General features: G+C 41.5%; 10 protein-coding genes and 1 pseudogene. 4 read left to right on the top strand and 7 right to left on the bottom strand.

Going from position 1 to position 13,571, the window contains the following annotated elements; genetic code table 11:
• Positions 1-42: 42 nt before the first annotated feature.
• The 6 genes and pseudogenes from P20439_RS06700 to metA form a co-directional block, all read right to left on the bottom strand.
• Complete coding sequence (locus P20439_RS06700) at positions 43-534, bottom strand: LuxR C-terminal-related transcriptional regulator (protein ID WP_008465505.1); 492 nt, start codon at positions 532-534, stop codon at positions 43-45.
• 60 nt (positions 535-594) lie between these two features.
• The gene (locus P20439_RS06695) at positions 595-2,328 is read right to left on the bottom strand and encodes a DUF5666 domain-containing protein (protein WP_008465503.1); all 1,734 of its coding nucleotides are present in this window, start codon (positions 2,326-2,328) and stop codon (positions 595-597) included.
• 267 nt (positions 2,329-2,595) lie between these two features.
• Positions 2,596-3,290 (bottom strand): annotated as a pseudogene (locus P20439_RS06690) (aspartate/glutamate racemase family protein).
• A 573-nt stretch (positions 3,291-3,863) separates the two neighbouring features.
• Complete coding sequence (gene metH, locus P20439_RS06685) at positions 3,864-6,494, bottom strand: methionine synthase (RefSeq protein ID WP_008465495.1); 2,631 nt, start codon at positions 6,492-6,494, stop codon at positions 3,864-3,866.
• A gap of 10 nt (positions 6,495-6,504) precedes the next feature.
• A complete protein-coding gene (locus P20439_RS06680; protein WP_008465493.1) occupies positions 6,505-7,575 on the bottom strand; it encodes a homocysteine S-methyltransferase family protein in 1,071 nt (356 codons plus the stop codon).
• Positions 7,565-8,512 (bottom strand): homoserine O-succinyltransferase, encoded by a 948-nt coding sequence (metA, locus tag P20439_RS06675; protein WP_008465491.1) that lies wholly within the window; start codon positions 8,510-8,512, stop codon positions 7,565-7,567. The genes P20439_RS06680 and metA overlap by 11 nt, the downstream gene beginning before the upstream one ends.
• Positions 8,513-8,736: 224 nt before the next feature.
• Between metA and ettA the strand changes: the two genes are divergently transcribed.
• The 4 genes from ettA to P20439_RS06655 all read left to right on the top strand — a co-directional run bounded on the left by ettA (position 8,737) and on the right by P20439_RS06655 (position 12,605).
• Complete coding sequence (ettA, locus tag P20439_RS06670) at positions 8,737-10,410, top strand: energy-dependent translational throttle protein EttA (protein ID WP_036933086.1); 1,674 nt, start codon at positions 8,737-8,739, stop codon at positions 10,408-10,410.
• Between the two features lie 137 nt (positions 10,411-10,547).
• Positions 10,548-10,910: a PilZ domain-containing protein gene (locus tag P20439_RS06665; protein WP_036933083.1), complete on the top strand. Its 363-nt coding sequence runs from the start codon at positions 10,548-10,550 to the stop codon at positions 10,908-10,910.
• Between the two features lie 57 nt (positions 10,911-10,967).
• Positions 10,968-11,876 (top strand): histone deacetylase, encoded by a 909-nt coding sequence (locus P20439_RS06660; RefSeq protein ID WP_008111922.1) that lies wholly within the window; start codon positions 10,968-10,970, stop codon positions 11,874-11,876.
• Positions 11,877-11,936: 60 nt separating this feature from the next.
• Complete coding sequence (locus P20439_RS06655) at positions 11,937-12,605, top strand: hypothetical protein (RefSeq protein WP_008465482.1); 669 nt, start codon at positions 11,937-11,939, stop codon at positions 12,603-12,605.
• Between the two features lie 78 nt (positions 12,606-12,683).
• On the opposite strand, the gene cyoE is transcribed toward P20439_RS06655, so the two are convergent.
• Positions 12,684-13,568 (bottom strand): heme o synthase, encoded by an 885-nt coding sequence (gene cyoE, locus P20439_RS06650; RefSeq protein ID WP_008465480.1) that lies wholly within the window; start codon positions 13,566-13,568, stop codon positions 12,684-12,686.
• Positions 13,569-13,571 lie beyond the last annotated feature (3 nt).

The raw sequence follows: 13,571 nt of genomic DNA, 5'->3' as shown, positions 1-13,571 counted from the left end.
TCTGAGCGCCCTCCCTCTGTCAAACTTAGCCCTTTTTATACCCTACAACAACATTTCAAAAAACAAGGCTGCTAGCTCATGCCTTCCTGTTACATCCGCTTTTTTATAAATAGCCGAAGATTGATTACTGATGGTTTTTTCAGATTTATCTCTAATGTTGGCAATCTCTGAAGTTGATAATCCTTTTACTAAAAATAGAGCAACTTCTTTTTCAGCTGCCGTTAGCCCCCACTTTTGAAACTGCTCTTCAATTTTACTAAAAAATGCAACTTTTGAGTCCTCTAGTTGCTGGTTAAGCAGCCTAATATTTTCTTTTGACGCTTTTAACTGCGCCAAATTGAGTTTTTCATTCGTAGTACGCTTATGGATATCAATCATTAAATAAACGAACAAAGCTAACGATACAACAATTAGCATTATTTCTTGAAAAATATGCTTAGGTTCTACATTGCTTGAAATATCGATTGATAAATCAATTAATTTAAAAATAATGATTAGAATCAATGTAAATGAAATCAACTTGTCTTTATGCATTTTCACCTAGCCATAAAAAAAGCCACAACAGCGTGGCCTTAATTATTGTTATACGTTCACTTACTTTAGTTCAGCTTCATCAGCAAGGATATATTTATTTTCAACCCATTGGCCTTCAACTTCAATTGCGGCCCCCACGGTTAAGGCACTCATAAACGTTGCTAAATTAACATCTTGGTCATTCACTTCAAGCTCTGCATTTTCAGATAATTGCACTTCATAGCCGTTTAACATAAAGCTATTTGCTGTTAAAAGTTCAGTAACCGTACCTTCTAATTCAACATAGCCAACTTTGTTATCATCACCGCCATTATCGTCATCTCCAGCGTCCCCACCGTCGTCGTCTCCATCGTCGCTTTTATTCTCAAGCTCAACTTTACCAAGCACAAATACGTTATTGATATCATATAGGCCTTCAACATCAACTCTATCGCCAACGACAAGCTGCTCTATAAACGTTGTTAGAGAAACCAATACATCATTTATGATATATTTTGCATTGGCATCTAACACAATTTCAGCTCCATTAACCGTTATTGTATTGTTTGAAATTGCAGTGATCTGCCCCTTCATTTCCCATTCTTGCTGGTATTCGTCTTGGTCTTCTTTTTCGATTTTTAACACACTTAATAACGGTGACGTTTGTAGATAAGCAATCTCAACATAATCATTAATATTTAAGGTGTCGAAACTAAAGTATTGCTCGTCGTCATCTTCAAAACGACTAAATTCGTTGAATACGTATAACACGCCATTAACGGTAATCGTTTTGTTATCACGGTCTATGCTTTCAATAACGCCTTTTACTTTGCCGTCTGATGAGTAAGATGATTGTTTTGATTCAACTTTAATGATCTGACTATTATCAATATAAAGCTCAACAAACATCCCCACCGTTAAGTTATTGAGTGCAACACCTTCAACCTCAACATTATTTGCATAGTCAAATACTTGGCCGTTAACCCCTATAGAGGTCGCACTAATTTGAGTAATTAGTCCCTCTATTTCATAGCGTAATACGCTATCGTCATCAACATCGAGCGACTCTTTAACCGTTCTCGCATCAACCTCATTGGCAACCATCACGCCATCAACTAAATTACCTTCAACTTTTACATAGCTGTTATTTGCCAATACCCCATCAATTTCAGCTAGCCGATAATCAATCACCACATCATTAATAGTAAATTGTAATGCGGTCTCATCTAAATTAGATACGATCCCAGCAGTATATTCATAATCGTCGTTGTCTGTATCGGTGTCTAATTCAATGTATGACGCTAAAAAAGTACCATCCGCTTGCGGATAGCCGCTTATTTCAACTCGCTGCCCGACACTTATTAGCGCTTCTGAGGTATCAATAAAATGCGTTAAATCGTTATAAAATATAACGGTATTCGCAATCGTTATTTGGCTATTATTTCGGTCAATACTCTGAATTACCCCCTCCACCTCAGTATCGTATTCAACGTCTTGAGCAACCCATTCACCAGAGTCATTTTCTTGCGCTGAAAAGCTAATTTTCATGCCCACACTCAGTGCGTTTAATTGAGTGTTTAGGCCATTTTTTTTAATATTGCTGGTGTCGGTATTATATTTAATGCCATCAACATAAATACTCCCAAATCCGGTGATCATACCTTGCGTTACAACAAGCTTAGGAGAAATTGAAACGGGAGGGGTTATCGGGTTAACAACAATAGAGTCTGGCTGCTCACTTTGATTAGAGCCACCGCAAGCGGTCAATATGGTCAATGCGCTTAAAGTGAATATATGTTTATTCATTTTTTTCATACTAATAATCCTAGGGGTTAAGGTTAATTGGATATACTTCAAAAAATTATTGACCTATTTATAGCGTTGGTAAATAGGTGATTTTACCTAGCTTAGTCAACTTGCTGTTTTTACTAAAATTAACAATTTATATAATTGAACTATTAATTTAAACCTTGGTGCATATCAATTTATATGCAAAACAGTGGCTGCGTTTAAAACTATTTATTAAAACGCCATACACAAAAAAACCGCCAATTGGCGGTTTTAAGTTAGGCTTAATACAATTTATTTAGCGAGAGCCAATTTCACTGCCGCCTCTGCGTGTAGTTTGGTGGTATCGTAAAGCGGAACCTGCGTATGTTGTGGCTTTACCAACAAGGCTATTTCAGTACAGCCTAAAATAACGGCCTGCGCGCCTTGTGCAAATAAGCGCTCTATAATGCGTATATAATCAGCTCGCGAATCTTCATCAATAACCCCTTGGCATAACTGCGAATAAATAACCTCGTGCACTCGCTTTCGCTCAATAGGCTCAGGTATTAATACCTCAATGTTATGCTTATCGATTAAACGCTCTTTGTAAAAGTTTTGCTCCATTGTAAATTGCGTTCCCAACAACCCTACTCGCGTAATGTTATCGTGCTTTAGTTGCTCGGCGGTGGCATCGGCAATATGCAAAATAGGAATGGTAATATTACTGGCAATCTCATCGGCCACTTTATGCATAGTGTTGGTACAAATAAGTAAAAAGTCAGCACCACCAGCCTCTACCGATTTAGCTGCCTTGGTAAGTAACTTAGCTGTTTGTTGCCAATCGCCCTGATGCTGTAGCGCTTCAATTTCCGCAAAATCGACGCTCACCATACAATTTTAGCACTATGCAGTCCACCCAACGAGTTTTTAACGCCTTCGTTTAAAGCTTTGTAATAGCTGGCTGTTGACTCCCAACTCATGCCTCCGAGCATGCCAATCGTTTTCATAAAATTGCCTTGTTTAAAAGTGGTTAAGAGCAAGCCAATTGCTACACAGCTATGCGACAAAACAATAAGCTAAAATACCTGTAAAGTCTTATATAGCGAGCCCTCTGACTCATTATGCTTAATTCTGTCTTACTGTTTTGCTAACTATCAGATGTTGACTTAACAACGAATTTTTCGAATACACAATTTAGTGGGAAATAAATTACCAAATAAATAGCTAGGAAAAGTAAAAACTCCATATAAAAAGGTAGATCTTTTAGGTTTATTATTGAATCAGTTAAATAGCGGCTAACAAACGATGTAATGAATGCAGATAAAAATATAATGACTAAGTTTGAAGTTTTTTTATTCATGTAAATCCTTTTAAAAAAGCTAATAGCTTAACATTACCCATTATCTTAGTTAGTGCCCCCTAAAACGGGAATTTATATATTGATTAATAATTCCACTAAATAAACTCTTTGTAAACAACCTAGTTCTTAAAATAAAAAACGAGCCTACCTTGGCTCGTTTTTGTTTTAACTGATAGCTGACCGCTAAAAACTGACCGCTTCGCTATTTAACCACTTCGCTTTACTCCGGCTCATACCCCAAGTTAGGCGATAACCATCTTTCGGCTTCTGCGAGCGTCATATTTGTTCGCTTAGCGTAGTCTTCAACCTGATCCTTCTGTATTGCAGCAACGGCGTAGTATTTCGCTTGTGGGTGTGAAAAGTACCAGCCCGACACCGCAGCACCTGGCCACATGGCGTATGAGCTGGTGAGCTGCATGCCAATGCGTTTTTCGGTATCGAGTAACTGCCAAATTTTCTTTTTCTCGGTGTGCTCTGGGCACGCTGGGTAACCAGGCGCTGGGCGAATACCTTGGTAGTTTTCGCGAATGAGTTCATCGTTAGGCAGGTTTTCATCCGGTGCATATCCCCAATACTCTTTACGCACTTGTTCGTGCAGGTATTCGGCAAAGGCTTCGGCGAGCCTGTCGGCAACAGCTTTTACCATTATTTTATTATAGTCATCTTGCTGTGCGTCGAACGCATTGGCTAGGTCGTCTTCTTCTAAGCCACCTGTTACCGCAAACGCACCAAAGTAATCGGGTGTGCCTTTTGGCGCAATGTAATCGGCTAGGCAGTAGTTAGCAAAGTCGGTTTTTTCGGTTTGCTGGCGCAAATGGCACGAGGTAGTTAATAGCTCTTTGCGCGTTTCGTCGGTGTAAATTTCTATATCATCGCCCACACGGTTAGCTGGGAATAAACCAATAACACCTAGTGGTTGCAAAGTGCCTGATTTTTCAAGGTCATCGAGCATATCGTTGGCGTCTTTAAACAAGCTTTGTGCTTGTTCGCCCACTACTTCATCGTCCATTATGCGCGGATATTTACCGGCGATTGACCAGGTCATAAAGTACGGCGTCCAGTCTATGTATTTGCGTAAAGTCGCGATTGATACATTTTTAAACTCAGTCACGCCCAACTTTTTAGGCACGGGTGGTGTGTAGTTATCCCAATCGATCTTTGCAGCATTATCGCGGGCGCGCTGTATGGTAACTGGTTTTGAGCGCGGCTTTTTGCGTGCTTGTTGTTCACGTACTTTGTCGTATTCGGCGGTGGTTTTAGCTAAAAACTCTGCTTTGTGATCTTTAGAAAGTAAATTAGACACCACACCCACGGCGCGGCTGGCGTTATTTACATACACTACGCCTTTGTCGTACTGCGGCTCTATTTTAACTGCGGTATGCGCTTTTGAGGTGGTTGCCCCGCCAATCATTAGCGGCAGCTCAAAGCCACGACGCTTCATTTCTTTGGCAACATGTACCATTTCATCAAGCGATGGGGTAATTAAGCCCGAAAGGCCTATAATATCGGCTTTTTCGTCAATTGCTGTTTGCAGTATTTTATCTGCTGGCACCATTACCCCAAGGTCGATTACTTCGTAGTTATTACATTGCAGTACTACGCCTACAATGTTTTTGCCTATGTCATGCACGTCACCTTTTACGGTAGCCATAACAATTTTACCATTGGTGGCGCCTTCCTCTTTTTCGGCTTCAATGAATGGGTCGAGGTAGGCGACCGCGCGTTTCATTACACGGGCCGACTTAACCACTTGCGGTAAAAACATTTTACCGGCACCAAATAAATCCCCAACCACGTTCATGCCATCCATGAGTGGCCCTTCAATGACGTGAATAGGTTTATCGGCGCCAGCACGGCACTCTTCTGTATCTTCATCTATAAAGGTGGTTATGCCTTTTACTAGAGCATGCTCTAGGCGCTTTTCAACCGGCCAAGTGCGCCATTCTAAATCTTCTACCCGCTCAGCTTGTGCCATGCCTGAATATTTAGGCGCAAGTTCAACAAGGCGCTCGCCCGCACCTGAGTCGGTGTTAAGAATTACATCTTCTACGGCTTTGCGAAGTTCCTCGGGGATGTCATCGTAAACCGCAAGTTGCCCTGCGTTTACTATGCCCATATCCATACCCGCTTTTATAGCATGGTATAAAAACACCGAGTGAATCGCTTCACGTACTGGGTTATTACCTCTAAATGAGAACGATACGTTTGATACCCCGCCCGACACTTTACAGTGGGGTAAGTTTTGCTTAATACGGCGGGTGCCTTCAATAAACTCTACGGCGTAGTTGTCGTGCTCTTCTATGCCGGTGGCAACGGCAAATATATTGGGGTCGAATATAATGTCTTCTGGCGGAAAGCCAATTTCGTCGACTAAAATACGGTAGCTGCGCTCACAAATTTCATATTTTCTATCTGCAGTGTCGGCTTGACCGTCGGTATCAAATGCCATCACAACAGCGGCGGCGCCAAAGCGCTTTATAATTTTAGCTTGGCGTATAAACGGCTCTTCACCCTCTTTAAGGGATATTGAGTTAACAATAGCCTTTCCTTGAATACACTTTAGGCCTGCTTCTATAACTTCCCATTTAGAGGAGTCGACCATAATAGGTACTTTAGAAATATCAGGCTCTGAAGCAATTAAGTTTAAAAACTTCACCATGGCGGCTTTTGAGTCCAGCATGGCTTCGTCCATGTTGATATCAATAACTTGGGCGCCATTTTCTACTTGTTCGCGAGCTACATTAAGGGCTGTTTCGTAGTCTTCTTCCATGATCAAACGTTTAAACATGGCCGAGCCAGTTACGTTAGTACGCTCGCCGACATTGGTAAATACTGCAATTTGTTGGGTCATTGGCGGCTCCTTAATTTAAGTTACAGGCTTCTAGGCCTGATAAACGCATACGCACTTCAAGCTCAGGTAATTTTCGTGGTGCTGTGCCTTCAAGCCCTTTGGCAAAGGCACGAATGTGCGCAGGCGTAGTGCCACAGCAACCGCCAACAATATTAATAAAGCCCGATTTACCCCAATCTATGATCTCTTTTGCCATGTCGTCTGCTTCTAAGTCGTATTCTCCAAACTCATTGGGTAAGCCCGCGTTAGGGTGAACAGATACAAAGGTTTCGCACACACGTGATAGCTCTTCAACGTATTGGCGCAGTAAATCTGGCCCAAGGGCGCAATTTAAGCCAATTGAAAGCGGCTTAATGTGACGAATAGAGTTATAAAATGCTTCGGTGGTTTGCCCTGAAAGCGTACGGCCTGAGGCATCAGTAATAGTACCTGAAATCATCACTGGCAATGTGCGCCCTGCTTGTTCAAACGCTTCTTCTACTGCGAACGAGGCGGCTTTTGCATTAAGCGTGTCGAATATGGTTTCGATTAAAATAATATCTACACCGCCCTCCATAAGCGCAAGGGTTGACTCAACATACGCAGTCACTAACTTATCAAAGGTGATATTACGATAGCCAGGGTCGTTTACATCCGGCGATAACGAACAGGTTTTAGACGTTGGCCCTAACACACCGGCTACATAGCGCGGTTTTTCTGGGGTTTTAGCGCTAAATTCATCACATACAGCGCGGGCTAACTTAGCCGACTCTAAATTGACTTCACGGCTTATACTCGCCATGTCGTAATCTTCCATCGAAATGGTGGTCGAGTTAAAGGTGTTAGTTTCGATAATATCGGCACCGGCGGCTAAAAAGCTACGGTGTATATCAGTAATAATTTCAGGCTTGGTTAGGCTTAATAAATCGTTGTTGCCTTTAATAAGCACGTGCCAATCTTTAAAACGTTCACCACGGTAGTCTTGCTCTTCAAGCTTATGCGCTTGGATCATGGTTCCCATTGCACCATCTAAAATTAAAATGCGCTGTTTGAGCGCAGCGCTCAGCTCTTGATGCTTATTGTTTTGAGGATTATTCGGCATAGTTGTTAGTCCTTACGTCTTGGCTAACTAAGTTAATATCATAGGGTGTGGTTTGGTAAACGTAATAATTTAACCAGTTTGAAAACAGTAAAAACGCGTGACTTTGCCATGTTTTAGACGGTTGCTTGCTGGTATCGTCATCAGGAAAATAGTTTTCGGGCTTTGGCGCATCAGGGCTTTTTTGTAAATCGCGCTCATATTCGGCTTTTAAACTGTCGGCATCGTATTCTGGGTGGCCGGTAATAAACACTTGGCTGCCCGATTTATTTTTAAGTAAATAAGCCCCGACTCGTTCAGAGCCCGCTAATACCACCAGCTCTTCACAAGCGTTTATTTTATCTATATCTATGTGGCCATAACGTGAGTGCGGCACTAAAAAGGTATCGTCAAAGCCGCGGGTAAGTGCACCATGGGCAAAGTAGCATTGATGGGTAAACACCCCGCAGAGTTTGTTGTCTTTTAAATCGCGCTTTAAATTATAACGGTGATATAAAGCCGCGTGGGCAGCCCAGCACGAAAACAAGGTAGAGGTTACATGCTGCTCGGCCCAATCAATAATCACTTTGAATTCTTCCCAATACGCCACTTCTTCATACTCTAAATGTGCCAAAGGCGCACCGGTAATTAATAGTGCATCGTAATTATTGTTTTTCACTTCTGAAAAGTAACGATAAAAGGTATCTAAGTGTTGCTCTGAGTTGCTACTGCTACGATGCGTGTCAAGGCGCAGTAGCTCTACATTTACTTGCAGCGGAGAATTAGCCAACAAGCGAATAAACTGTACTTCGGTTTCTACTTTATTAGGCATAAGATTAAGAATAGCCAAACGCATAGGGCGTATTTCTTGCGTTTTTGCACGTGTTTTTGGCATTACAAACACGTTTTCATGACGTAAACGTGCAATAGCTGGCAATTCGTCTTCTACTGTAATTGGCATTCTTAAAGCTCCTGCTCATAAAAACCGAGAATTAATACGCTCTCATTATGAACAGAATGTGAAAAATATCAACCTCTAGATGTATAGATGTCTAAATGAAATTTATTCACGCGGTTTGTACAAATTGAATATGTACTTTAAAACAGCCCCATTCGTTGACTGTTTCACCTGTGAGCCACTACAATACAGCATTGAAATTTTTATTATTATTGAAGGCTTCTTCTATGGTTTTACCTGATAAGTTTATATTCTCGATGAGTCGAGTATCTAAGGTTGTGCCACCAAAACGCACTATCTTAAAAGATATTTCGTTGCATTTTTTCCCTGGTGCAAAAATTGGTGTGCTAGGTCTAAATGGTTCTGGTAAATCATCATTACTACGCATTATGGCAGGTGTTGATGAAGATTTTGAAGGTGAAGCTCGCCCTCAACCAGGCACTAAAATTGGTTACTTGCCGCAAGAGCCTGTTTTGGACGAAAGCAAAACAGTTCGTGAAATTGTTGAAGAAGCTGTAGGTGAAGTAAAACATGCCCTTAACCGCCTTGACGAAGTGTATAACGAATACGCAATGGAAGGCGCTGACTTTGACGCACTGGCAAAAGAGCAAGGCGAATTAGAAGCAATTATTCAAGCGCATGATGGCCACAATATTGATAACGTTTTAGAGCGTGCTGCCGATGCACTTCGTTTACCTGAGTGGGACGCTAAAATTGAGCACCTTTCAGGTGGTGAACGCCGTCGTGTTGCTATTTGTCGTTTGTTACTTGAAAAACCAGATATGCTTATTCTCGATGAGCCAACTAACCACTTAGATGCTGAGTCGGTTGCCTGGTTAGAGCGCTTCTTACATGACTACGAAGGCACCGTTGTGGCAGTAACGCATGACCGTTACTTCCTTGATAATGTTGCTGGCTGGATTTTAGAGCTTGACCGTGGTGAAGGTATTCCGTGGGAAGGTAACTACTCGTCTTGGCTTGAGCAAAAAGATGCCCGCTTACAGCAAGAGCAAAAATCTGAAAAAGCACGTCAAAAATCAATTGCACAAGAACTTGAATGGGTTCGTTCAAACCCTAAAGGTCGTCAAGCTAAGTCAAAAGCACGTATGGCACAGTTTAGCGAACTACAGCAGTCTGATTACCAAAAACGTAACGAAACCAACGAGCTGTTTATTCCACCTGGCCCACGTTTAGGTGACCAAGTATTAGAAGTAAATAACTTACGTAAAAGCTTTGGCGACCGCGTATTAATAGACGATTTAAGCTTTACCATGCCAAAAGGCGCTATTGTGGGTATTATTGGTGCCAATGGTGCAGGTAAATCAACGCTATTCAAAATGCTAAGCGGTGAAGAGCAGCCAGATAGCGGTAATATCAGCATTGGTGAAACAGTAGAACTGGCAACTGTTGATCAGTTCCGTGGCAACATGGACGAAAGCAAAACGGTATTCCAAGAAATCTCTGATGGCCAAGATGTACTAAAAATTGGTAACTTTGAGTTCCCAAGCCGTGCTTACGTTAGCCGTTTTAACTTTAAAGGTAACGATCAACAAAAGTTTGTTAAAGACCTTTCAGGTGGTGAGCGCAACCGTTTACACCTAGCTAAGCTGTTAAAAGCAGGCGGCAACGTAGTGCTACTGGATGAGCCAACCAATGACTTGGACGTTGAAACATTACGTGCTCTTGAGAATGCTATTTTAGAATTCCCTGGTTGTGTCATGTGTATCTCGCATGACCGTTGGTTCCTTGACCGTATTGCTACACACATTTTAGATTACCGTGACGAAGGCCAAATTAACTTCTTTGATGGTAACTACACTGAGTACGAAGAGTGGCTCAAAAAGACATTAGGCGCAGAAGCTGCACAGCCCAAGCGTATTAAGTATAAAAAAATTGGCTAACAGCCACAGTGAATAAGTTAAAAGCCCTGCATTTTATGCGGGGCTTTTTTATACGAGCTATTTTTATCTTTGAGCAAATTGGCGTGTTGAGCATTACCAGCTATGCTTATTATAAATAACAACTTTATAAGATTATTATGCAAAACCGTCGGCAATTTTCTCGTATTATGTTCTCTACAGCAGCGCAATTGGAAACGGCTAGCTCCCAGTATGCATGTACCCTATTAGATATTTCTTTACATGGTGCACTGATCACTAAAAGCGATGCCTTTACAGGCAACAAAAATGACGAAGCAATATTACGTTTTACCTTGCCACAAAGCGATATTGAAATAAAAATGCCGGTGGTTATTCGTCACATAGAAGAAAATCATGTTGGCCTTAAATGCCATAACATTGATATAGGCAGCATTACGCATTTAAAGCGTTTAGTTGAGCTAAACCTTGCTGATGAAACATTATTACACCGCGAGCTTGAAACGCTTATTTACCAAACATAAATAGACGCACTGCGTGAAGTTGATTACCATAACCAAAAATAATTAAACGACGCAGATATGAGTTTAAACCCCAATCTACCTTTAGTTTATCATCCTAACTACTCGTTTAGTTTTGATCCCAAGCATCGCTTTGTAATGAGTAAATTTGCTCAGCTACACCAGCATGTTAAAACCCTTGGACTTGCTGGCAGTAATATCACAGAACCACCACATGGTAGTGTAGAAGAGCTAGAAATAGTACATTGTGAAAACTACATTCACGATTTATGGCATAACCGCCTAGATGAAAAAGCCATGCGCCGTATTGGCTTACCCTGGTCACAAGCACTAATGAACCGCACATTTACCGCCCCATTAGGGACACTGCAAACCGCGCGTTTAGCGCTTAAAAATGGGCTTGCGTGCCATTTAGCGGGCGGCACTCACCATGCTCATAGTGATTTTGGCTCAGGTTTTTGTATGGTGAACGATTTAGCTTTTACCGCACAAACGTTAATTCAAAATCGTGAAGTGACCAACGTACTGATTTTTGATTTAGATGTTCACCAAGGCGATGGCACCGCAGCTATGCTGGCTCATCAACCTTATGCGTTTACCTGTTCAATACACTGTGAGAAAAACTTCCCGTTTAGAAAGTCCCCTAGCGATTTAGATATTGGTTTAGCCAATAATATGCAAGATGCTGAATACTTAGGCATTGTTGACGATACGCTGCAATTTTTATTAAACGAGCTTAACCCAGATCTGGTTTTGTATGATGCTGGCGTTGATATTTGGCAAGAGGATGGCTTAGGTAAACTGGATATTAGTTGGCAAGGGATAGAAAAGCGCGATCACTTAGTACTTAAACGCTGCCTTGCAAATAATACCCCTGTTGCCACTGTAATTGGTGGAGGCTATGACAGAGATCATCAGCGCCTTGCAAAACGCCATGGCATTGTTATAGAACAAGCGGCCAGTTTTTAAATAAAAAATAAATATATAAACTAAGCTATACTTTAAGCTTATAAATTAATTGAGGTTATTATGCGGTTATTCACTTTTATATTATTGTTTATCTGTTTAGTTTTACCGATAAGCGCTCTGGCTGAAGACCCACCTGAGCTTCCGCCATTAGATCCCAAATATGAAGCAGAGCATGCCATGGTACTGGTTAACCATGGTTCAAGTGTCTACGCCATTAATATTCCAAGCTATGAGCTTCCTTATAATATGCACGTTATGTACAAAGTGGATGTATCGGATATTCCGTTTTTAGATCTAGTACGTGATGCTGAGTTAATCACAGTAAAACCAAAGCCGTTTAATATTCAACGCTTAATGCGAGGCGAAGAAGTCGCGATTACCGCCGATGTATACCTTGGTGATTACAAGCAAGGGGGTAGCTTAGTTTACAGTGATAAACTGATAGAGCTCAGCGAGCAAATGTTTACGCGTGAGCTAACCGATTTAAATCCAGCCTCAAAATGGCAGCAGTACGATATGGTTACGCTAAAAAACAATAACCGTATTTATATTCATCAAATAACCCAACCGCCCAGCTTTCATCATATTATGTTTGTTGATTTAAATGGCGCCTGCTTACAAAAGTTCCGTACCTCAACCGAAGTGCCTTCTGCTGGTGAACTCAATTATAAGTTTATAAATTGTGGCACATTAAAACCCATGTATTACGATGCAGAAAAATTAAAATAAATCGAAAAAAGGCTCCTCGCAATGCTCAGAGCCTTTGGTTAACTTTGGGAATTAACTCGGTTCATTGATCAGATAAGATCAGTTTAGCGCCACTAATTGTGGCGCAATTGTTTGATAATCTACCGCCATGGCAATGCTCAAAGCGGTAATATTAATAATTGAAAACGCAAACACTTGGCGTGCCCAACGGGTGGTGTCTATGTTGTAGCGATACCCTCTAAGTGCCATGAGTAACCACCAAAAACTGGTAATACAGGCAACGGCCATAAAGGCAGCACCGGTATAACCACTAATTGGCAATAACATCACCACTAAAGCATATACGGCAATATAAAGCACAATATGGCGCTTAGCTTTATCAACACCTTGCGCCACGGGCAATACTGGAATATTAGCGGCTTGGTAATCCTTAAAGCGAAAAATAGCAATCGCATATGAATGCGGCATTTGCCACAAACTAAACATCACCAGCAGTATTAATGCGCCTATATCGAACACACCCGTAACGGCGCAATAGCCAACAACAGGTGGAACTGCGCCCGACAGACTACCAATAAAGGTGCCGTAAACAGAGTTGCGTTTCATGTAGAGGCTATAAACCCCTACATAAATGACATAGCCAAAGGCGGCAAAAAATACCGCCGCTTGAGTGGTAAAGGCGATTAATAAGCCAAAGCCAATTAGCCCTAATAACACGCCATGGCTTAAAGCGGCTTTTGCAGACATTTCGCCCGTTACAGTCACACGTGAGCGAGTACGCGCCATGGCAACATCAATGTCTCTATCAATAACATTGTTTATGGCACATCCCGATGCAACAACAAGCGATAAACCAACCAAGGTAACCAACATTAACCATGGGTCTATATCACCGCGGGCGGCGAGTAAAAAACCACCGGCAACGCTGATCAAATTCCCCATAATAATACCTGGCTTAGTAACAGCTAAATAACGACGAAACATCTG

This window comes from Pseudoalteromonas sp. BSi20439 (assembly GCF_000241165.1).
Classification (GTDB): domain Bacteria; phylum Pseudomonadota; class Gammaproteobacteria; order Enterobacterales; family Alteromonadaceae; genus Pseudoalteromonas.
This window is presented reverse-complemented; position numbering and strand designations above follow the sequence as displayed.